This is a genomic window from Rhizobacter sp. LjRoot28, from assembly GCF_964253025.1.
Taxonomy (GTDB): Bacteria; Pseudomonadota; Gammaproteobacteria; order Burkholderiales; family Burkholderiaceae_C; genus Rhizobacter.
In genome coordinates this window covers 4,794,532-4,815,737 of record NZ_CAXUQC020000001.1, presented here as the reverse complement: position 1 = coordinate 4,815,737, position 21,206 = coordinate 4,794,532, and the positions used below count along the sequence as shown (strand labels likewise).

The following is a 21,206-nucleotide window of genomic DNA, read 5'->3' as shown; positions in this document are numbered from 1 at the left end:
CGGGCGCCTCTCTCAGAGTGCGTACCCGCCGTCCCCGCAGGCGTCGGGCGCCGGTACCATGTCGGGCTCCGCGGCCGAAGCGGGCGCGACCGGCGGGACGGGCGCTGGCCGCAACGGCACGGACATCCACCCGCCCCGGAGGGTTCGCAGCACCGCCCGGCCGCATTGCTGGCGAATGAGGTGACCGCGTTCCACCTTGGTCACATCGCCCTGCACATACCGGACGCTCTTTTGCGGTGCGAGCTTGCCTTCGAACGAGGCCGCCTCGATCAGCAGCCTCAATGAATGCGTGTACATCGCCAGACTGATCCGCTGGAGACGCTGTTCCTGTGCATCGCTCCAGTACGCTTGCGCGTCCATGTCCGGGTCGCGCGGGGCGGAGACGACCTTGATCACGGCTTGATAGCGGATGTCATCGGGCCGCTCCACCGACCGCACGGTCAATTCGTTCTCCAGCACCAGCGCGTTGGCGCCGAGGCTCATGGAGAACACGGGCGCGCTGTGAACCAGCCAGCCGCCTGCCGGCAGGTCGGTGGTCTGCCGCCTGATTCCCGGTACGGCCAGTGGCGCGGTCGCGGCCTGCAGCAGCGCATCATGCGTGACCTCGGCAACCGACGCCTTGTAGGGGTCGAGGACTCGGTCCGCGACCACCTGCGCCTCGCTGCGGCGACTGCTGTTGCTGCTGTTCACGATGACGGCGTGCGTGGCAACAGCCGCCAGCGCACCGACCAAGCCACCCCCCACGCTGGGATACGCCATGGTGCCGGCGGCCCCGCCCAACCGGTCGGGATCAAGCATGCCCTGGAATCGGACCTGTGCGCTGTCCGGAACCTTTAAGACGAAGCCATCCGTGGCCAAGGGCACTGCGACGATCGGATCGACGGATGCCGCGACCGACGCGGTCGCGAGGCACCAGGCAAGACTGACCAGCAGGCGCGGAAGCCCGCGGTGGGAGGTGACGAGCATGCGTGACGCTCAGTTGGCCAAGGGACCGGTGACGGTGTCCTTGGCGGCCTCGATGGCCTGGTAGTAAGCGTTCGTCAGACCCGGGAATGCCGGCGGCTCGTCCCACCGTCCCGCCCCGGCCTTGAAGATTGCGATCGGTGCATACCAGTCATAGGCGCCGGTGTTGAGGTCGATCACGTAGCCCGCGCCCTGCACGGTGGCCTTCGGCTCGGCCACGGGAATGTACGAGGCGTAGTTGCGCCACACGCCCACGGCGGTCACGTCAATGAAGAACAGCTTGTCGACGCCGTACTTGGCCTTCAAGGCGGCGAAGTCGCGACGCGCAAAACCGGGTTTTGCGTCGACTTCGGGAAGCTTCTTGAGTTCGATGGGTTCGTCGATGACGCGTGGCTCCAGCCCCTTGCCCTTGAGCAGCTCGGCCACTTCCAGCTTCAGTTCCAGCAGCTCATCCGCCTTGAGCGCCTGGACATGGTTGGTCATCGAATTGTTGGCCACCGATGCGGCCGCCAGACAGAGCAGGCAGTCGGCCCCGGGGAAGCGGGTGTCGACCTTTGGCAGGGGCGACATCGCCACGCCGACGCGCGCCTTGGACGACAGCATCTCCGCCTTCATGGCAAGAGGCGGTTGGGGCGGAGTGGCACAGCCTGCGAGCGCGGCCGAGGCGACCAGCAGGAGGGCGGCGAGACGTTGATTCATGATGTCCTGAGAGAGGTGGAGGGAACCGCCGAGGGCGGTGGCCGGATGGCCTGCATGGCCAACGGGCGGCTTCACATCTCCAGCACGGCGCTCGCAGTCCGGCCGCGGACCACTGGCGGTCCGCCACCTCCCCTCCCTGCGAGGTGCGCGGCTCTGTCGGCCTTGACCCCGTTGACTACACGATTCGGCGGCGAGTGTAGGTGGACCTTTCGTGTTGAGTCACCGCGTCGACTCGCCGCTCCGGCGGCAATGACGACCCCTCGTGACATTGCGCACGAAACCCGCAACCTCTTCATCGGCCCACCGTCGCAACGGTTGGGATCCCCGGAGCGCCCGCTCCCTCATCAAACCAACATCGGCCGGGACCGGCGGTTCGACGACCGATGGTCAGTGAAAGTCGCGATGCCGGTGGAGTTCAGCCTTCGAGTCAGAACGCGGCGCGATAGTCAGGTCGGCTAGTCCGATCGGCCCGTCATGCGCTCGGGCAGCTCGGAACAGCCGGCGGCCAGGCAGCGCGAAGCAACCTGGCCGCCGTGTTCACACCAGCATCACTTCGGCATCACGACGCTGTCGATGACGTGGATGACGCCGTTGTCCGCGACGATGTCGGTGGCGGTGACGCTGGCGTTGTCGACCTTGACCCCGCTGGCCGTGGTCACGGTCAGCGCGCTGCCCTGCACGGTCTTGACCGGGCCGGCCTTGACGTCCTTGGCCAGCACCGTGCCCGGCACCACGTGGTACGTCAGCACGGCGGTCAGCTTGGCCTTGTCCTTCAGCAGAGCGTCGAGCTGAGCCTTCGGGATCTTGGCGAACGCCTCGTCGGTCGGCGCGAAGACGGTGAACGGGCCGGGGCCCTTCAGCGTATCGACAAGGCCGGCCGCCTGGAGGGCCGCGGCAAGGGTCTTGAAGTTGCCGGCGCCGACGGCGGTGTCGACGATGTCTTTCGCCTGGGCGGCGAACGAGGCGCCGACCGACAGGGCAAGCGCGATCAAGGTCTTCTTCATGGTGATCCTTCTTTCAAGGGTTGCCCGCGAGGGCGGAGGGTGGGCTGGAGCGGCCGCAGGCGGCACGCTCCTTCGATGGACTCAGAGCGAGGGAATCAGCACCTTGCCGACGACATGGATGACGCCGTTGCTGGCGCGCACGTTGGTCGCGACGATTGGCGCGGGCGTCGGCGTGGTATCGGTGATGGTCAGTGGGCTGGCATTGATGGTGATGTTCTCGCCCGCCACGGTCGTGACCGGAGTGCCGAAGGGGATGTCGGCCGCCAGCACCTGGCTCGGCAGCACGTGATAGGTCAGCACGCGCGCGAGTTGCGCATTGCTCAAGCCCGCCGTGGTGGAGGCAATGGCCGCGAAGGCATCGTTGGTGGGCGCAAAGACCGTGAAAGGACCTGCACCACTCAACGTGGCCTGCAGGTCCGCCTTCACCACGGCGCCCACGAGGCTCGTGAAGAGCGGATTGACTTGCGCCATCTGGACGACGTTCAGCACGCCCGGAGGCACGAGCACCTTGTCCACTGCATGGACGATGCCGTTGGTCGCCGGCACGTCAGCCGTGGTCACGCGGGCGGTGGTGAGGGCGCCGTCGGTGATCACCACGCCGGACGCGGTGTTCAGGGCCAGCGTGGCGGGCGAGTTCTCGAAGCGGTAGGCCGTTGCCACGGTGGCTCCGCCAGCGGCGAGTTCAGCGGCGGTCTTGCGGGCCGGCACGACGTGATAGGTCAGCACGCTGGCCAGGGCGGACGACGGCAGGGCATTGACCATCGCCGTGGCGTCTGCGAAGCCGAGCTGGGTGGCCAGCGTGTTGAACGCGGCGTCCGTCGGGGCGAACACGGTCAGGCTCGCGCTGTTGTCGCTGAGCGTGGGCACGAGGCCCGCTTTCGTGGCCGCCGCTGCGAGGGCGTTGAAACCGTTCGCCTGAGCGACCTGGACGATGTTGCCGGACGGCGCGACGGGTGCAGGGTCGTCGTCGCCACCGCACGCCGAGAGCGCCACGACTGCGGTCGTTGCCAGCAGCCGATTGAGCCAATTTGCCATGTGAGCCTCCGAGTCAGGGTTGTGGTTGCCTTCAGTCGCGGCCGTGTCGGGATGTCGAACGCCGTGGCCAGTGACCTCGGCGTCCCCCTCGTCCTGGACGGATGTGACTAAAGAGACTTCAGTATGAACTGCTCAGTTCACCGTTGCAACTGATCAGTTCATTCCACACTCTGTCCGTGGGCATTGAACGGGCGGTCCATGGGAGGCAAGGGATGGCGCCCGGAAAGTTCGCCCTTGACCGCTCAGACCCCGTGTCGCACCGGCCCGCCCCGCGGCGACGCGATTCCCGTGCTGTCAGCCAGGGGATGGCGCCTGCCAGTTGCGCACGTGCCTGGCGTTGCACGCGATAAGACGCCGCACTCGTTCGAGCGCCCCGGTTCGCAAAGTCTTGAAGGTTTGATGAGGGGTCGCGGCATCGCGGCCCCTCACGCGCTTCACAGCGCGAGCGGAAGACTCCTCAGCCGCTGTCCCGTGAGAGCGAACACGGCGTTCGCCACGGCCGGGGCCACCGGGGGCGTACCCGGCTCACCCACACCGCCCGGCGGGCGGTCGCTGTCGACGAGGTGCGTTTCGATGCGCGGCGTTTCCGCGAGGGAGAGAAGGCGGTAGTCGTGGAAGTTCTGCTGCTGAACGACGCCCGAGCGGATGTCGATGCGCTGATTAAGGGCGGCGCACAGACCGAAGACGATGGCGCCTTCGAGCTGCTGCGCGACGATCGTCGGGTTGACGACGGTGCCGACGTCCGCTGCGCACACGACGCGGATCACCCGCGGTTTTCCGTCGACGAGGCCCACTTCGACCACCTGCGCCACGATGCTGCCGAAACTCTCGTGCAGCGCCAGGCCGCGAGCCCGGCCGGGCGGCAGCGCGCTGCCCCAACCCGCACGTTCGGCGGCCAGTTGCAGCACGGCGGTGTGGCGGGGTTGCTGCTCCAGCATGGAGAGCCGGAAGGCCAGTGGGTCTTGCCCTGCGGCCGCAGCCAGTTCATCGATGAAGCCTTCGCTGAAGAAGGCGTTGTGCGAGTGCCCGACGGAGCGCCAGTAACCCACGGGCACGCCGCTTCGGGTGGCCACATGGGCCATGCGCTGGTTGGGGATCGCGTAGGGCAGGTCGAACAAGCCTTCGCTGTTGCTGCGGTCCGGGGTGTCGGTGGCGGACAGCGACGGCACGGTGCGCTCGAGCCAGCGCGGGGTGATGGCATCGCCCGCGCTGGTGATGCTCAGCGCCAGCAGGTTGCCGTTCGCATCCAGGCCCCCGCGCAGCTCCGCCACGGCCGCCGGGCGGTAGAAGTCGTGCGACATGTCCTCCTCGCGCGGCCACACGAGCTGGACCGGGCGCCCATTGGCCTCCATGGCGACGCGCACGGCCTGCCCGACATAGTCGACATCCAGCCGGCGGCCGAAGCCGCCGCCGAGGTAGGTCACGTGCAAGGTGACGTGGTCGAGAGCGACGCCCGCCACCTCGGCGGCCAGTGCGCGCGCGGCCGAGGGAAACTGGGTAGGCGCCCACACCTCGACCCGGCCCTCGCTGACCCGCGCGGTGCAGTTGATCGGCTCCATGGCCGCATGGGCCAGGTAAGGGGCTCGATAGAGGGCGGTGAGGCGGCGCGCCGCGCCCGCCTGCACGCCCGCCGCATCGCCCTGGCCATGGAACTCGAAACCCGCGCCGGAGGCAGCCGCCTGCCGGGCCGTGCGTTCGAGCCGGACCATGATGCGATCGGAATCGGGCGACCCGGCGGGCGGGGCCTGCCACGTCAGCTCGAGGGCGCGCGCGCCGCGCAGGGCGTGCCAGTACGTGCTGCCGATCACGGCCACGCCGGCCTCGGACCCGGCGAACCGGCGCAGGCGCACGACACGCTCCACTCCGGGCAGGCGCATCGCCGCCGTGGCATCGAGCCGGCCCACGCTGCCATCGAACATCGGTGCATGGCGCACCACCGCGAAGAGCTGATCAGGCAGCCGCACGTCCATGCCGAAACGGGCCGAGCCGTTCACCTTGGCCGGGAGGTCGATGCGAGGCGCCGCCGTGCCGATGAGCGTCCAGTCGCGCCGCGGCTTCAACCGGACGTCCGACGCCGGCGTGGCGGCAGCGACGCTGGCGAGTTCGCCAAAATGGGCGCGCAGGCCGGAGCCGTGCTTCACCACACCGCGTTCGATGCTGAGTTCGGCCACGGGATGGCGCCAGCGCAGCGAGGCGGCACCGAGCAACTGCGCACGCGCGGTGGCCGCCACCAGTCGGAGCACCTCCCAGGCATCGGCGACGCTCGACGAGCCGCCGGTGACCGACAGGCCGAGTTCGGTGGCCACCTTGGCGACCATCCAGCGGGTGGCGCGAACGGTGCCCGTCTGCACATCGGGCTCCAGGGCCGAGGGATGCAATGGCAGGCTCGCGACGAACAACGCGACGTTGCCGAAGATGCGGTCCGGACCGGCGGGCACGAGGCGCACGCGGTGCAGGGGCAGGTCGAGTTCCTCGGCCACCAGCATGGCGAGCGCGGTGTGGACGCCCTGCCCCATTTCGCTACGCGGCATGGCCAATTGCACCGTGCCGTCAGGCAGCACCTTGAGCCATCCGTTGAGCGCGACGGCACCATCCGCCGCAGCACCCCGCACGGCACGGCCCAGCCGGCTGCGCGGCGGCAGCAGGCTCCAACCGACCAGCAGCGCGCCGCCCGCCCCGAGGCCACCGACGAGCAGGCTGCGCCGCTTCATCCGGCAGCAGCCCCGCCGCGCAGCTGGCGGGCCGCGGTCTTGATGGCCTCGCGGATGCGGGGATAGGTGCCGCAGCGGCACAGGTTGGTGATGGCCGCGTCGATCTGTGCGTCGCTCGGATCGCGGTTGCGGGACAGCAAGGCGGCGGCCGCCATGAGCATGCCGCTCTGGCAATAGCCGCACTGGGGCACCTGATGGGTGATCCACGCTTCCTGCAGGGCGTGCGGACGCTCGGGCTCGCCGAGCGCTTCGATGGTGCGCACCGCCTTGCCTTCCACCGCCGCCAGCGGCGTCACGCAGGCGCGCACGGCCTGCCCGTCGACATGTACCGTGCAGGCACCGCAGGCGGCCACGCCGCAGCCGAACTTCGTGCCGGTGAGGTGCAGCACATCGCGAAGCACCCACAACAGGGGCATGTCGGGATCGACGGCGGTGTCAGGCAGGGCGCGGGGTTCGCCGTTGAGGTGAAGGTTCATGCGACGGCCCGCGGCGATGGCGGGCGTTTCGAACAGGGTGACATTCTGACTGGAAGGCCCCCATGCGCTGCCGTGAAGCGCGACACGGAAGCAACGAATGTGACAATCGGGTACGCAGCTTGCATGAGCGCTACCTGCAAGCCTGGTTTTTCGTTCGCATCCCAAGACCTCTACTGGAGTCCTTCATGAGCAGTTCCTTCCGTGCCGTGGCCGTCGCTGCGGCCCTCGCCTGCGCCGGCGCATCCGCCTTCGCCCAATCCACCGTCAGCATCTACGGCCTGATGGACGGCTCGGTGGGTTCGTACAAGACACCCGGTGGCGTGCGCAACAAGGCCGTCGCCAGCGGCGACATGACGACGAGCTTCGTCGGCTTCAAGGGCGCGGAAGACCTGGGCGGTGGCGTCAGCGCCGTGTTCATGCTCGAGCACTTCATGCGGCCCGATGTCGGGGCCGCAGGCCGCTTCGACGGCGATGCCTTCTGGGCCCGCAGTGCCTACGTCGGCCTGAAGGGTGCCTTCGGCTCGACCACGCTCGGCCGCAACACCACGCCGTTCTTCGTCTCCACGCTGGTCTTCAACCCGTTCGGCGATTCGTTCACCTTCTCGCCCAGCATCCTCCACTACTTCCAGGTGGGCGGCGCGCTGCGCGGTGACTCGGGCTGGAGCAACTCGATCGCCTACAAGAGCAACACCTACGACGGCCTCAGCGTGAACCTGCTGGCCAACACCGGCGAGAACGCCCCCACCTCCAAGGGCAACAACCTCGGCGGCAACGTGATGTACTTCAAGGGCGACTTCGCCGGCACCGTGGCTTACCAGAGCGTGAAGAACGGGAGCGGCGGACTGCCGGCGGGCGTGGACAAGCAAGAGGCCCTGCAGGTCGGCGCCACCTACGACTTCAAGGTGGTCAAGCTCTTCGGCCAGGCCGGCCAGGTGAAGGACAAGGGCGCCGCTGCGCTCAAGTCGAACATCTACCTGCTCGGCGCCACCGCGCCGCTGGGCAACGGCCGGGTGCAACTCGCCTACGGCCACGTGGAACGTGAAGCCACCGGCGTGGACGTGACGCGCAAGACCACGACCATCGGCTACGACTACAACCTGTCCAAGCGGACCGACGTCTACGTCGCGGCGATGAGCGACAAGGTGACCGGCCTGGAAGACGGCAGCAGCTACGCCGCCGGCATTCGCCTGACCTACTGACCGCCCGGCGAGCGCACGGGCCGCGGGAGGGCGCCCGTGCACCGGGGACCAAAAGCCCTCGCGACCGACCGCTTCGGCCGCGGCGTACCATGGTGGCATGCGCCGCGCGCGGGCCTCGTCGACGGCCCTTGCGGCGCAACCTCCGATGCCTGTTGCCCGCACGCCCCCCTTTCGCCACGCCTCGATCCCTGGAGGCCGCCGCGCCGGCCCTCGAGTCGCAGGCGGGTGGCACGGCGCCTGCCGCCACCAGCGTGGCTACGCCAAGCCGGTGCAGGACCCGGTTCCTGCGCTCGCAAGACCGGCTCGATGGCCGGCAAGCCAGGCGCCGTGGAGCGCACCAGCCACCTCGGGCGCTGTCCTGCACCGGACGCCGCCTCCAACGAATCCGCAAGAGCCCTGCCGATGAGCACTGATCCCCGTCCGCCCTGGACTCACCAGCCCGGCGCTGAATCCCTCGAGACCGTCATGGGCCGGAACGCGCTGGTCCGCTGGCCCGCCACCCCTGAACCGGCCACGCTGCTGTTCATCCTGTCGCACGGCGTCGGCCTGAGCGCCGAGGCCATGAAGCCGCTCGCGGAGCGCCTGGCGGCCGAGTACCCGCAGGCCGCCGTGGTGAGCGTCAATGCGCCGCGGCCGTACGAGGGGCCCACGTCCGGGCGGGCCGGGTACCAGTGGTTCTCGCCCCAGGGACTCGATGAAGCACTGCGCAAGGAGCGGGTGGCCGCCGCACTGCCCGACTTCATCGCGGTCGTGCGCTGGCTCACCGCCCGCTTCGCCGTGCCGTGGCAGCACACGGCCCTGTTCGGCTTCTCGCAGGGCGCCATCATGTCGCTCGAAGCCGTCCAGGAGGAGCCTCACCTGGCCGGCCGCGTGGTGGCCCTCTCGGGGCGCCATGCCACGGCGCCCGAGCATGCCCCTGAAGACACCACGGTGCACCTGCTGCACGGCATGACCGACCGCGTGGTGCCACCCGGCCCGGCCATCGACGCGGCCGAGCGCCTGGTCGCTCTCGGCGGCGATGTCACCGCGGACATCCTTCCCGGCATCGGCCATGAACTTCATCCCAAGCTCATCGCCAAGGCGGTGGAACAGCTGCGCACCTTCATCCCCAAGAAGGTGTGGCGACAGGCCATGGCCGAAGCCCCCGTGCTGCCACGGCAGGCGTCGAGCACGGAACTGGGCGGCGGCACCCGCCGGACCGCCTGCGACAGCGACGAGGAGGGCTGAGCCGAACGGCCGCCGGTACGGCATGATGGCCGGGAGTTCGTGGAAAGGTCCACGGACGAATGACCGGCGGCGGGCACGCCCCCCGGTAGAGTCCCGAGGTTCATGCCCAACAACTCGTTCAGACGCATCGCACGCGTCGTCCAGCTCACCCAGACGGTGGCGCTCGTGCTGGTCGTCGGCAGTACGGCGCTGCTCTATGGCAGCGCTCGCGACTTCCGCACCGCCGACCGCTGGGTCGACCACACGCACGAGGTGCTCGACGAAATCGACGAGGTGCGCAACTCCGTGCTGCGCGGGGGCCTGGCGCTTCGCAACTACACGCTCTCGGCTCAGCCCCTGTTTCTCGACCGCTTGAACGCCGCCGCCGATGAATCGGCCCTGGCGCTGCGCCGACTGGAGGCGAGGGTCGCCTTCGATCCCGCACAGGCGGCGCGTGCCACCGAGGCCTCCGCTGAAACGGTGGAAATTCTCGGCTGGTACCGCAGCTCGCGCGTGATCGCGGAGCGAGACGGCCCGGAAGCGCTCAGGCGCAGCATGCAGGCCCGCGTCAGCATCGATGCGAGCCAGCGGTTGCGAAAAGTGCTGGATGAGATGGAGCTCGCCGAGCGTGAGGCGCTGACGCGCTACCGCGCCGAACGCGATGCCCGCCTGGACGCCGTGAAGGCCGGGGCCGGCGTGGCCGTTGCCCTGTTCATCGGCTTCATCCTCTGGACCATCGCCTACGCATCGCGGCTGGTCGGGGTGGGCGAGGCCCGGATCGAGCGACTGTCCGCCAATGCCGACCTCGATCCCCTCACCGGCCTGGCCAACCGGCGCGCGCTCGACCGTCGCGTGAAGGAATTGTCAGGCCAGCCCTTCGCCGTGATGGTGTGCGACCTCGACAGTTTCAAGCCCGTCAACGACCAGCACGGCCACGCGGCAGGGGACGAGGTGCTGCGGGCCGTGGCGGCCCGCCTGATGCAGCAGTGCCGTGACAAGGACCTCGTCGTGCGGCCCGGCGGCGATGAGTTCGTCGTGGTCCTGCCCGGCTTGTTGAGCGAGGAGCGTCTGCGTGCCATCGCCGCGCGCATCGGTCTCGCCATTGGGGAGCCGGTTGCCCTGGAAGGCGGCGCGACCGTTCGCGTCGGCGCCTCGATCGGCTTCGCGTCGACCCCTGGCGACATTCCCTTCGATGCCTTGATGCGGGCCGCCGACGCCATGTCGTACGCCGAGAAGAAGCGGCAGAAGGTGGCCACCGGCGAGCGGAGCGGGACGGACGGGCGCTGAGCGACCTGACCGTGCCCCCCTCAATCCACGGCGCGCCCGTCCACGAACACCTTCAGCTCGCCCGGCTGCATCGACGTCCACCGCTCGTCCTGCGTCAGCGGCTCGGTCACGACGACCGCCACCCGATCGTCCGGCGTGGTGACGGTGGCGAAGTCCACGCTCATGTCCTCGTCCTGCAGGCGCGCGTGGCCGAAGGGATGTCGGCGTTCGACGTAGTGCAGTTTCGTGGAGCAATGGGCCCAGAGGGCATCGCCCTGGCTCAGCATGAAGTTGAAGGTGCCGTGCCGGGCGACCCGGGGCACCAGTTCGGCCAGCGTGGCCGTGAGCTCCGGCACGGCGGGCATGCGGGCGTGGGCCTTGGCCAACTCCTGCATCAGCCAGCAGAACGCGCGCTCGCTGTCGGTCGCACCCACCGGACGGAAGGCGCCGTGCAGCACCGGATGAAAGTCCACGAGGTTGCCGTTGTGGGCGAACACCCAGTAGCGGCCCCACAGCTCCCGAACGAAGGGATGGGTGTTCTCGAGCCGCACCTCGCCCTGGGTGGCCTTGCGGATGTGGGCGATGACATGCCCGCTGCGGATGGGGTAGCTGCGCACCATCTGCGCCACCGGCGAGACGCTGGCGCTTTGCGCGTCCACGAAGAGCCGCGCGCCCGCGCCCTCGAAGAAGGCGATGCCGAAGCCGTCCTTGTGTTCCTCGGCCCGCCGGGCGAAGCCGGTGAAGCTGAAGACCAGGTCGGTCGGCGTGTTGGCATTCATTCCGAGCAGCTGGCACATGGCGCGACCTACAACGTGAAGAGCCGCGCCACACCGCGCAGGCTGACGAGGTTGCCCGGGTTGCTGGTTTCTTCGAGCACGCCGGCCATGCGCTCGACGATGCGCGGGTTCTTGCGCGCCCGCCACACCAGCAGGTCGGCCAGCCAGGGATGGGCATTGACCTGGTTGGCGCGCTCGTACAGGTCGAAGCGCGGCTTGAGACGGGCAAGGCGGCTGGCGTAGTCGCTGCGGGTCATCGCGTCGTCATCGCCGCCCACGATGATGGCTTCGGCGCACAGCATGCCGGTCTCGAGTGCCTTGCCGATGCCCTCCCCGGTGAAGGAGTACGTGCTGCCGGCCGCCTCGCCGGTGACCAGCAGCCCGGGGCGCGAGAAGGCCGCGCCCGTCAGCGAGCAGCGCAGGGGCGCCCCCTTGAGCTCGCCTTCCCACTCGCCGTCGGCCATGAGATCGCGGGCCGGGGCGTGCAGTGACGTGAAGGTGTCGAACAAGTCCCGCAGGTTGACATCGCCACGCTTGGCCGTGCCGCCGCCCGGGCGGGCGGTGTGGCTCTGCGCCACGCCCACGCCGATGTTGAACAGGCCCTCCCCGCAGGGAAACAACCACCCATAGCCGGGCCGCAGAGCCTTGTGCCAGACGATGTCGAGCGTGCCGATGCGGCCCGCCATGCGCGGGTTGCGCACATAGCCCCGCAGCGCGATCCCGCTCGGCAGCTGGCGCTCGCAGACGCCGGCGGAGATCAGCGCCTGCGGCACGGCGCCGGTCGCCAGCACCACCCACCGACAGCGCACGTCGCGCACGGCATCGCGCCCGCGCAGGCGCGCGCCGACGACGCGATCGAACTCAACGAGCGGCTCCACGAAACGCAGCGGTGCGTACATGCGCGCGCCGGCCAGCACGGCGGCTTCGCACAGCAGCGCATCGAGCACCTTGCGCGGCAGCACGGCCAGGCGGCCCGGTACGTCGACGCGACCACCTCGTGGCGCGACGCAACCGACGTGGCTCACGCTCTGCGCCCGTGCCATGACCTCGGGCAGGACGCCCAGCCGCTGCAGGGCAGCGTGCGAGTCGGGAATGAGCGCGTCGCCGCAGACCTTGTCACGCGGGAAGGCGTGCTGGTCGACCAGCACCACGTCCAGGCCTTCCCGCGCCAGTTCGATGGCGGTGGCGCTGCCGGCCGGACCGGCACCGACCACGAGGACGTCGCAGGAAGCGGGGAGCAGCTCGGAGGGCAGGTTCATGGTGTGCGACGGCAACGGGGCGTGTCCGCTATCGTAGACGCTCACCGGGTCGCAGTGCTCGGCTCAAGCCGGTGGCGGGTTCGCGTCGGCCGGGTCCTGCGGGCGAGGCTGCATGCGCCACGCGGCCAGCACCGCCCCCATGCAGATGAGTCCCAGCAGGAAGAAGGTCTCGTGGAATCCGCGGATGGGATCGCCCGCATGTACGCGCAGGCGCCACTCGAGCACGATGCCGACCAGGCTCACGCCGACGGCGCCGCCCAGCTGGCGCAGGAAATTGATGCCGCTCGCGCCGTACGGCAGCAGATCCATCGGCAGGGCACGGACGGCACCGAGGTTGAGCGAGGGCAGGACGAGCCCGAGCCCGATGCGGCCGACGATGGCCCACACGGTGATGGTGAGCAAGGCCGTTGCGGCACCGACCGTCATCATCAGCCAGAACGACACCGCCAGCAGCAGCACGCCGGCCGACAGCGTGCGGTGGAAGGCATAGCGGTCGGCCAGCCGCCCGGCCACCGGGATGGTCAGCGCCAGCACGAAGCCGGCCGGCAGCAGCACGGCGCCCGCCTGCGAGGGCGGCAACGCCAGCGCGATCTGCATGAACACGGGGACGAGGTAGGTCGACCCGAACAGCGCCATGCCATAGATGAAGGCGACCACGCCGCCCCACGAGAACGTGTGGTGGCCGAAGAGGCGCAGCTGCATCATCGGGTGCTCGGCCCGGCGTTGCCGCACGAGGAAGCCGGCGGCACCCGCGGTGGCGATCGCGAGCAGCGCGATGGCAGTGCCGTGCGCGCTGTCGTGCAGGTGCACCAGGCCGTTGAGCAGGCAGAGCACGGCCACCGCGAGCAGCACGAGGCCGGGCCAGTCGAGCCGCCGCCGGCTCTCGTTGATGGTGGCGCTGCCCGGCGAGCTGTGCGGCAGGAAGCGCTGCCCCAGTGCGAGCGCGGCCACGCAGAACGGCACGACCACGAAGAAGATCGACCGCCAGCCGAAACCCTCCACCAGCACGCCGCCGATGCTCGGGCCGATGGCCGGCGCCAGCACCACGCCGAAGCCGAAGATGCCCATGGCCTTGCCCTGCTCGTGGCGGCCGAAGGTGTGCAGGATGAGGATGGCGGGGATGGGTTGCAGCACCCCGGCGGCCAGCCCTTCGGCGGCGCGCATGGCGAGCACCCAGTCGATGTTGCGACCGAGGCCGCCACCGATGCCCCCGAGCATCAGCAGCACCATCGCGCCGGCGTAGGTCCGGCGGTAGCCGAAGCGATCCAGCAGCCACGGCGTGAGCAGCATGGAGATCGTCATGGCGGCCATGAAGCCGGCGGAGAGCCACTGCGCACGCTCCTGTCCGAGCGCGAACTGGTGGCTCATGTCGGGCACGGCGACGTTCACGATGGTCGAGGCCATGATGGACGCCATGGTGCCCAGCATCACGGTGAGCAGCACCCACCAGCGGTAGGAGCCGCCGTGGCGCTCGGCAAGGGCTTCGGGGGAAAACGGGTGGGACGGCACGTTCGCCATCCTAAGCGCATCGGCAGCCCATCCTCGGGCGAGGGGCGGCCCGGCCTCCCGGCCGGGCCTTCAACCGGCCGCACCTCGCGGTGCGCCGGTGGCGCGGCACGCTCAGATCTCTTCGTACAGCGGCAGGGTCAGGAATTCCTCGAAGGCGTCCTGGGTGCTCATCGTGGTGAAGATCTCGGCGGCCCGATCGAACTTGCCATCGAAACCGCCGGCCTTGATCTTGGCGAGCTCCTCGGGCACCAGGGCGCGCACCAGATCGGCGGTGACCTTGCGGCCGTCTTCCAGCACGCCCTTGGGCGAGCGGATCCACTGCCACACCTGCGAACGGCTGATCTCGGCGGTGGCCGCGTCTTCCATCAGGTTGTGAATGGGCACGCAGCCGTTGCCGCCGAGCCAGGCGCCCAGGTAGTGGATGCCGACGTTGATGTTCATGCGCAGGCCGGCCTCGGTGATCGGGGCTTCGGGCTGGAAGTTCAGCAGGTCGGCGGCCTTGACCTCGACGTCCGGGCGCTGCTTGTCGAACTGGTTCGGGCGGTCGCCCAGCACGGCGACGAATTCCTTCATCGCCGGTTCAACGAGGCCGGGGTGAGCTACCCAGCCACCGTCGTAGCCGTCGGTCGCGTCACGCTTCTTGTCGGCAATGATGCCGGCCATGGCGACAGCGTTCTTCTCCGGGTCGTTCTTGATCGGAATGAGCGCGCTCATCCCGCCCATCGCCGGGGCACCGCGCTTGTGGCAGGTCTTGAGCAGCAGCAGCGCGTAGGCGCGCATGAAGGGCGAGGTCATCGTGACCTTGGCGCGGTCGGCCAGGCAGAAGTTGCGATCGACCTTGAACTTCTTGATGCAGCTGAAGATGTAGTCCCAGCGGCCGGCGTTGAGGCCGGCACTGTGCTCGCGCAGCTCGTAGAGGATCTCTTCCATCTCGAACGCCGCGTTGATCGTCTCGATCAGGACGGTGGCCTTGACGGTGCCCTGCGGCAGGCCGAGTTCCTTCTGCGTGGCGACGAAGACGTCGTTCCACAGGCGAGCCTCCAGATGGCTTTCCATCTTGGGCAGGTAGAAGAACGGGCCAGCACCACGGGCGATCTGTTCCCGGGCGTTGTGGAACATGAAGAGCGCGAAGTCGAAGATGCCGCCGCTCACGCGCTGGCCGTCGATGGTGACGTGCTTCTCGTCGAGGTGCCAGCCGCGCGGACGCACCTGCAGGGTGGCGATCTTGTCGTTGAGCTTGTAGGTCTTGCCGTTCTGCTCGAGCGTGAGGGTGCGGCGGATGGCCTGGCCGAGGTTGATCTGGCCCTGGATCTGGTTGGACCACAACGGCGAGTTGCTGTCCTCGAAGTCCGTCATGTAGCTGTCGGCACCCGAGTTGAAGGCGTTGATCACCATCTTCGCCTCGACGGGGCCCGTGATCTCGACGCGACGGCAGTGCAGTGCGGCCGGGATCGGCGCCACTTTCCAGTCACCGTTGCGGATGTGCGCCGTCTCGGGCAGGAAGTCCAGCTTGGCGCCGGCATCGAGCTCGCGTGCCCGCTCGACGCGCTTGGCCAGCAGCGCCTGCCGGGTCGGCTCGAACTGACGATGCAGCTTCGCGACCAGCTCGAGGGCGGGCAGCGTCAGGATGGTCTCGAACCCGGGAAGGATGGGCGCGTTGATCTGCATGCCCTGGGGCAGGGAAAGGCTCATGGTGTCGTGCTTTCAGGCGGAAGGGTGGAACGGTATGCCGGGACTTTATTCCATCCCTTCTCTCCCATTAAGCGCCTGAAAAGTCTTTGATTTGTGACTTTCCTGAATATAGTCATTGGCCATGGACAAATTCAAGCAGCTGGAATCCTTTGTCTCGGTGGCGGCCAGGGGCAGTCTCACCGCGGCCGCGCGTGCCGAGGGCGTGGCGCCTGCCGTCATGGGGCGGCGCATCGATGCGCTGGAAGAGCGCCTGGGGGTGAAGCTGTTCGTCCGCACCACGCGCCGCATCACCCTCACCCACGAAGGCAGCGCGTTCCTGGAGAACTGCCAACGCCTGTTGAGCGACCTGACGGCGGCGGAGTCCGGGGTGAGTGCCGGCGGCGCCCGCGCCAGCGGGCATCTGCGCATCACCGCGCCGGCCGGCTTCGGGCGCCGGCACGTCGCACCCCTCGTGCCGACCTACCTCGCTGAACATCCCGACGTGCGCGTGTCCCTGAACCTGAGCGACCGGGTGGTGGACATCGTTCATGAAGGAGTCGACTGCGCGGTGCGGGTGGGCGACCTGCCCGACAGCAGCCTGGTCAGCGTGCGCCTCGCCGACAACCGGCGGCTCTGCGTCGCCACCCCGGCTTACCTCGCCAAGGCCGGCGTGCCGCACCACCCGGAAGACCTGGCGCGCCACGAGTGCCTGACCCTGTCGAGCGACGCCAGCCAGACGCGAGGCTGGGCGTTCTCCATCGACGGGGCCGTCACCCACTTGCGCCTGGCCGGGCGGCTCGACTGCAGCGACGGTCAGGTGCTGCACGACTGGTGCCTCGCCAGCCTCGGCCTTGCCTGGCGCTCGACCTGGGAGGTGCAGAGCGACATCCGGCAGGGCCGGCTCGTGAGCGTGCTCGACGCCTATGCCGCACCGCCGAACGGCATCTATGCCGTGTTCCCCCATGCGCGGCACATGCCGCTGCGGGTCCGCCTGTGGATCGACTTCCTCAAGCAGACCTACAGCGACGAAGCTTACTGGCGCTCGCACGGCGGCTGAGCCGCGCGGTGCCCTCAGGCCTTCAGTTCGCCGCGCATTTCTTGACGAAGCTGTTGCGCGCGGCGCCAGCCAGCTTCTTCTCGTCGGCCTGGACGGCGCAGCGCGCCTGGGACGACTCGGCGGCCGAGTCCTTCTCGCACTTCTTGACGAAGCTCGCCTTGGCCGCTCCGGCCAGCTTCTTCTCGGCGGCACGGCCGTCGCAGGTGGCGCTGGCCGCCGAGGCACCGGCATCCCGCTCGCACTTCTTCAGGAAACTGGTCTTGGCAGCGCCGGCAAGCTTCTTCTCGGTGGCCTGGGCGTCACAGGTGGCGTCGGCCGCGAAAGCCGCGGGGGGGCACAGGGCGGCGGCGACGATGGCGACGGCGGACAGCAGGTGTTTCATGGGAATGGCTCCGTGAAGGTGGCGCTGGGATGGACAGGACCCGCAGCGCAGTATGCGCGGCAGGCGCTCCAGAGGCAACGCACGGGCAGGTAACGCGGCCGACAGGCGGCCGCGTCGGTCTCAGAGGATGCGCCGCGGATGCGCGATCGACTCGTGCGCCGCATGCAGGCGCCGCACCAGCACCCGGATGAAGGCCTCGTCGAAGAGGTGGCGGCAGTTGGGGCTGACCTGCGCCAGGTTCTCCGGGGTGAAGCTGATGGTGGTGGTGGCTTCGGTGACGATGACGTCGGTGCTGTGGCGGCGCAGCTCGTCGCTCGGCGCCAGGTAGGCCATCTCGCCGACGGACGTGCCCGCACCGAGCTGGGCCACGCGCTGACCGTCGCGGAACACCTCCACCTCGCCCTGGGCGATGATGTGGAAACTCGTGCCCTCTTCGCCGCGCCGGTACAGCGCGTGGCCGAAGGCGAAGCGCTGCCAGCGTGCGCGGTGCACCACCTCCCAGAGCTCGACGTCACCGAAGTTGCTGAAGAAGTCGAGCGAGCGCAGGAGGTTGAAGCGCTCGGAGTCGAGTACGCCCTGCAGATGGCCGCGTGGCACCTGCTGCGTGGTGATGAGACTGGACAGCGCCTGCGCGAAGGCTTCCCAGCTGCCGTAGCGATCTTCCGGGCGCTTGGCCACGGCGGTGAGGATCACGTCGTCGACGCCGGGGCCGACCCCCGAGCGCAGCTGGCTCAGGAAGGCCGGGTCGGCGGTGTAGATCTGGTTCATCATGGCCGACTGCGACCCGGCGTCGAACAGGGGCCGGCCGGCGATGAGGTGGTACAGCACCGCACCCAGCGAGTAGATGTCGGCGCGGCAGTCGAGGGTGTTGCCGTCGAGCTGCTCGGGCGACATGTAGGCGAGCGAGCCGACCCGGTAGACCTGCGTGGTCTCGGAGGCCATGTTGAGCGCACTGCCGAAATCGCTCACCTTGACGTCGGTGATGTTGCCGTTGGTGATGACGGCCAGCAGGTTGGCCGGCTTCACGTCGCGGTGGATCAGGCCCTGGCGGTACACGTAGCCGAGCGCCATGGCGCACTTGAAGCCGATCTCGACGATGAGCTCGAGCGGCAGCAGCTGGTCGGGCCGGCAATAGCGGCGCAGGGTACTGCCCGGCACGTACTCCATGACGATGTAGGGCTCGCGCGGATCGGCGACCGCATCGAAGATCTGCACCACGTTCGGGTGGTTGAGGCGTCCGACGAGCGCGGCCTCGGCGGCAAAGAAGCGCTCGAAGAAGCGGCCGTCGCCCGGGTCGTCGACCGCGCCGGACCGCACCCGCTTGATGGCGACGTCACGCTGGTGGAACTCGTCGCGCCCGAGGAACACCTCGCTCGTGGCGCCATCGCCGAGCCGGCCGATGATGGGGTACTTGCCGATCTGCGCAGGCAGCGGCAAGGCATCCATCGGGGCGAAGTCGGAGGGGGAAGGTGTGGACATCGGTTCAGGGTGGGGCGGCCTGGCGGCCCCGCGCCCTCCATCTTGTCATTGCCGGCAGGCGCTGGCTTTCCAAATTACACACGTTTCACAGGCCAGTTCCCTCCCCGGGCGAACCCGGAGACGCCACTTAGAATCCCGGCCATGATCCAAGCCAAACAGGAATTGCTGCAGGCACTGGCCGCCGCGACCGCGGAAGTCAGCCCCGACAGCACGCTGCGCCCCGCATTCGAGCTGCCCAAGCAGGCCGCCCACGGCGACTTCGCCATCACCTCGGCCATGCAGCTGGCCCGACCGCTGCGCAAGAACCCGCGCGAGGTGGCCCAGGCGCTGGTCGATGCCCTCGGCCGCCAGCCCGCCGTCGCCCGCTGGGTGGACGCGCTCGAGATCGCCGGTCCCGGTTTCATCAACCTGCGCCTGAAGGCCGCCGCCAAGCAGGCAGTGGTCGCCGAGGTGCTGTCGGCCGCCGACACCTTCGGCCGCCAGCCTTCCCAGGACCAGCGGGTGGTGGTCGAGTTCGTGTCGGCCAACCCGACCGGGCCGCTGCACGTGGGCCATGCACGCCAGGGGGCCCTGGGCGACGCCATCTGCAACCTCTTCGAGAGCCAGGGCTGGACGGTCAACCGCGAGTTCTACTACAACGACGCGGGCGTGCAGATCGGCACGCTGGCGGCCTCGACCCAGGCGCGCATCAAGGGGCTCAAGCCCGGCGACGCGGGCTGGCCCGAGTCGGCCTACAACGGCGACTACATCGCCGACATCGCGGCCGACTTCATGGCCGGCAAGACCGTCAAGGCCGACGACCGCGAGTTCACGGCCTCGGGCGACCCCGACGACCTCGATGGCATCCGCCAGTTCGCCGTCGCCTACCTGCGCCATGAGCAGGACCTGGACCTGCAGGCCTTTGCCGTCCGCTTCGACAACTACTTCCTGGAATCGAGCCTCTACACGAGCGGTGCGGTGGAGGCCACGGTGGCCCGCCTGACCGAAGCCGGCAAGACCTTCGAGCAGGACGGCGCGCTGTGGCTGCGCACGACGGAGTACGGCGACGACAAGGACCGCGTGATGCGCAAGTCCGACGGCACGTACACCTACTTCGTGCCCGATGTCGCGTACCACCTGAACAAGTTCGAGCGCGGCTACACCAAGGCGATCAACCTGCAGGGCACCGACCACCACGGCACCATCGCGCGCGTCCGCGCCGGCCTGCAGGCGAGCAACTCCGGCGTGCCCGAAGGCTACCCGGACTACGTGCTCAACACGATGGTGCGGGTGGTGCGTGACGGCGCGGAGGTCAAGATCTCCAAGCGCGCCGGCAGCTACATCACCTTGCGTGACCTGATCGACTGGACGAGCAAGGACGCCGTCCGCTTCTTCCTCATCAGCCGCAAGGCCGACACCGAATTCACCTTCGACATCGACCTGGCGCTGAAGACGAACGACGAGAACCCGGTGTTCTACGTCCAGTACGCCCACGCCCGGCTCAGCAAGGTGCTGCGCGACTGGGCCGCCAACCAGGCTGGCGATGTCGCCACGCTGAAGGATGCCGACCTCGGGCGGCTGGTGGCCCCGACCGAAGCGGCGCTCCTGCTCAAGCTGGCGGAGTATCCGGACATGCTGGCAAGCGCCGCGGCCACGCTCGCCCCGCACGACGTCGCCTTCTACCTGCGCGAGGTGGCGAGCGCCTTCCACAGCTACTATGCCGCCGAGCGCTTCTTCGTCGAGGACGCCGAGCTGATGCGCGCGCGCATGGCCTTGCTGGCCGCCACCCGGCAGGTGCTGCGCAACGCGCTCGGCATGATTGGCGTGAGCGCGCCCGATTCGATGTGATGGAGAACGAATGAAGAACCAACGTGGTGGCTTTTTCCTGGGCATGATCGTCGGCCTGCTGATCGGGCTCTCGCTCGCGCTCGGGGTGGCGCTGTACATCGCCAAGGTGCCCGTGCCCTTCGTGGACAAGGTGAAGCACCGCACCCCGGCCGAGGATGCCGCCGAGGCCGAGAAGAACAAGAACTGGGATCCCAACGGCGGCCTGGCCAACAAGAACCCGCTGCCGCGCCCGGGCACCTCGTCGAGCGGCGTCGTGCCGGCCACACCGCCGGCAACGCCCCCGGCCGTGCCCGGCACGCCGGCCTCGACCCGCGACCCTGCCGCCATCCTGGGCGACAAGCCCGCTGCACCTTCCGCACCGACCACGTCCACCAGGTCGCCCGCTGATGCGTTGATCAGTTACTTCGTCCAGGCCGGTGCGTTCGGCCGGGCCGAGGATGCCGAACAGCAGCGGGGCAAGCTCGCCATGCTCGGCATGACGGCGCGGGTCACGGAACGCGAGCAGTCCGGGCGCACGGTCTACCGTGTGCGCCTCGGCCCGTTCGAGAGGAAGGAAGACGCGCTGTCAGCGAAGGAACGCCTGGACGGCGCTGGTGTCGACGCCGCGCTCATCCAGGTCCAGAAGTAGGAACGGGCCTGAACTTTTGGCCCGGGCCCCACTCCACACCCCGTCATCAGCTTGGAACC

18 protein-coding genes are annotated in these 21,206 nt (G+C 69.0%); 6 read left to right on the top strand and 12 right to left on the bottom strand.

What is annotated here, in order from left to right; translation table 11 throughout:
* Nucleotides 1-12: 12 nt before the first annotated feature.
* From ACSQ2F_RS22030 to ACSQ2F_RS22005, 6 genes are all read right to left on the bottom strand, one after another.
* The gene (locus ACSQ2F_RS22030; RefSeq protein WP_436026379.1) at nucleotides 13-966 is read right to left on the bottom strand and encodes a hypothetical protein; all 954 of its coding nucleotides are present in this window, start codon (nucleotides 964-966) and stop codon (nucleotides 13-15) included.
* Nucleotides 967-975: 9 nt separating this feature from the next.
* Nucleotides 976-1,662: a hypothetical protein gene (locus ACSQ2F_RS22025; protein WP_436026378.1), complete on the bottom strand. Its 687-nt coding sequence runs from the start codon at nucleotides 1,660-1,662 to the stop codon at nucleotides 976-978.
* A 548-nt stretch (nucleotides 1,663-2,210) separates the two neighbouring features.
* Nucleotides 2,211-2,666 (bottom strand): fasciclin domain-containing protein, encoded by a 456-nt coding sequence (locus tag ACSQ2F_RS22020; RefSeq protein ID WP_436026377.1) that lies wholly within the window; start codon nucleotides 2,664-2,666, stop codon nucleotides 2,211-2,213.
* A gap of 81 nt (nucleotides 2,667-2,747) precedes the next feature.
* Nucleotides 2,748-3,701 carry a fasciclin domain-containing protein gene (locus tag ACSQ2F_RS22015; protein ID WP_436026376.1) on the bottom strand — a complete coding sequence of 318 codons (954 nt, stop codon included), beginning with the start codon at nucleotides 3,699-3,701 and terminating at the stop codon, nucleotides 2,748-2,750.
* A gap of 434 nt (nucleotides 3,702-4,135) precedes the next feature.
* A complete protein-coding gene (locus ACSQ2F_RS22010; protein WP_436026375.1) occupies nucleotides 4,136-6,412 on the bottom strand; it encodes a molybdopterin cofactor-binding domain-containing protein in 2,277 nt (758 codons plus the stop codon).
* Complete coding sequence (locus tag ACSQ2F_RS22005) at nucleotides 6,409-6,888, bottom strand: (2Fe-2S)-binding protein (protein WP_436026374.1); 480 nt, start codon at nucleotides 6,886-6,888, stop codon at nucleotides 6,409-6,411. The genes ACSQ2F_RS22010 and ACSQ2F_RS22005 overlap by 4 nt, the downstream gene beginning before the upstream one ends.
* A gap of 185 nt (nucleotides 6,889-7,073) precedes the next feature.
* Here ACSQ2F_RS22005 and ACSQ2F_RS22000 point away from each other — a divergent pair, with 185 nt between their 5' ends.
* The 3 genes from ACSQ2F_RS22000 (at nucleotide 7,074) to ACSQ2F_RS21990 (ending at nucleotide 10,580) form a co-directional block, all read left to right on the top strand.
* Complete coding sequence (locus ACSQ2F_RS22000) at nucleotides 7,074-8,087, top strand: porin (protein WP_436026373.1); 1,014 nt, start codon at nucleotides 7,074-7,076, stop codon at nucleotides 8,085-8,087.
* A 402-nt stretch (nucleotides 8,088-8,489) separates the two neighbouring features.
* Complete coding sequence (gene ypfH, locus ACSQ2F_RS21995; RefSeq protein WP_436026372.1) at nucleotides 8,490-9,314, top strand: esterase; 825 nt, start codon at nucleotides 8,490-8,492, stop codon at nucleotides 9,312-9,314.
* A gap of 102 nt (nucleotides 9,315-9,416) precedes the next feature.
* Nucleotides 9,417-10,580, top strand: a complete 1,164-nt coding sequence (locus ACSQ2F_RS21990) for a diguanylate cyclase (protein WP_436026371.1) — start codon at nucleotides 9,417-9,419, stop codon at nucleotides 10,578-10,580.
* 20 nt (nucleotides 10,581-10,600) lie between these two features.
* Here ACSQ2F_RS21990 and ACSQ2F_RS21985 read toward each other — a convergent pair whose 3' ends face one another.
* From ACSQ2F_RS21985 to aceB, 4 genes are all read right to left on the bottom strand, one after another.
* A complete protein-coding gene (locus ACSQ2F_RS21985) occupies nucleotides 10,601-11,356 on the bottom strand; it encodes a class II glutamine amidotransferase (RefSeq protein WP_436026370.1) in 756 nt (251 codons plus the stop codon).
* Nucleotides 11,357-11,364: 8 nt separating this feature from the next.
* Complete coding sequence (locus ACSQ2F_RS21980) at nucleotides 11,365-12,594, bottom strand: NAD(P)/FAD-dependent oxidoreductase (protein ID WP_436026369.1); 1,230 nt, start codon at nucleotides 12,592-12,594, stop codon at nucleotides 11,365-11,367.
* Between the two features lie 63 nt (nucleotides 12,595-12,657).
* Nucleotides 12,658-14,112: a DHA2 family efflux MFS transporter permease subunit gene (locus tag ACSQ2F_RS21975; protein ID WP_436026368.1), complete on the bottom strand. Its 1,455-nt coding sequence runs from the start codon at nucleotides 14,110-14,112 to the stop codon at nucleotides 12,658-12,660.
* A 102-nt stretch (nucleotides 14,113-14,214) separates the two neighbouring features.
* The gene (aceB, locus tag ACSQ2F_RS21970; RefSeq protein WP_436026367.1) at nucleotides 14,215-15,795 is read right to left on the bottom strand and encodes a malate synthase A; all 1,581 of its coding nucleotides are present in this window, start codon (nucleotides 15,793-15,795) and stop codon (nucleotides 14,215-14,217) included.
* Nucleotides 15,796-15,916: 121 nt separating this feature from the next.
* Here aceB and ACSQ2F_RS21965 point away from each other — a divergent pair, with 121 nt between their 5' ends.
* The gene (locus ACSQ2F_RS21965) at nucleotides 15,917-16,831 is read left to right on the top strand and encodes a LysR family transcriptional regulator (protein ID WP_436026366.1); all 915 of its coding nucleotides are present in this window, start codon (nucleotides 15,917-15,919) and stop codon (nucleotides 16,829-16,831) included.
* A gap of 22 nt (nucleotides 16,832-16,853) precedes the next feature.
* On the opposite strand, the gene ACSQ2F_RS21960 is transcribed toward ACSQ2F_RS21965, so the two are convergent.
* Nucleotides 16,854-17,213 carry a hypothetical protein gene (locus ACSQ2F_RS21960; RefSeq protein ID WP_436026365.1) on the bottom strand — a complete coding sequence of 120 codons (360 nt, stop codon included), beginning with the start codon at nucleotides 17,211-17,213 and terminating at the stop codon, nucleotides 16,854-16,856.
* Nucleotides 17,214-17,333: 120 nt separating this feature from the next.
* A complete protein-coding gene (locus ACSQ2F_RS21955) occupies nucleotides 17,334-18,692 on the bottom strand; it encodes a serine/threonine-protein kinase (protein ID WP_436026364.1) in 1,359 nt (452 codons plus the stop codon).
* A 141-nt stretch (nucleotides 18,693-18,833) separates the two neighbouring features.
* On the opposite strand from ACSQ2F_RS21955, the gene argS reads away from it, so the two are divergent.
* Both argS and ACSQ2F_RS21945 read left to right on the top strand, forming a co-directional pair.
* Nucleotides 18,834-20,519 carry an arginine--tRNA ligase gene (gene argS, locus ACSQ2F_RS21950; RefSeq protein WP_436026363.1) on the top strand — a complete coding sequence of 562 codons (1,686 nt, stop codon included), beginning with the start codon at nucleotides 18,834-18,836 and terminating at the stop codon, nucleotides 20,517-20,519.
* 10 nt (nucleotides 20,520-20,529) lie between these two features.
* Nucleotides 20,530-21,147 carry an SPOR domain-containing protein gene (locus tag ACSQ2F_RS21945; protein WP_436026362.1) on the top strand — a complete coding sequence of 206 codons (618 nt, stop codon included), beginning with the start codon at nucleotides 20,530-20,532 and terminating at the stop codon, nucleotides 21,145-21,147.
* The last annotated feature ends 59 nt before the right edge of the window (nucleotides 21,148-21,206 follow it).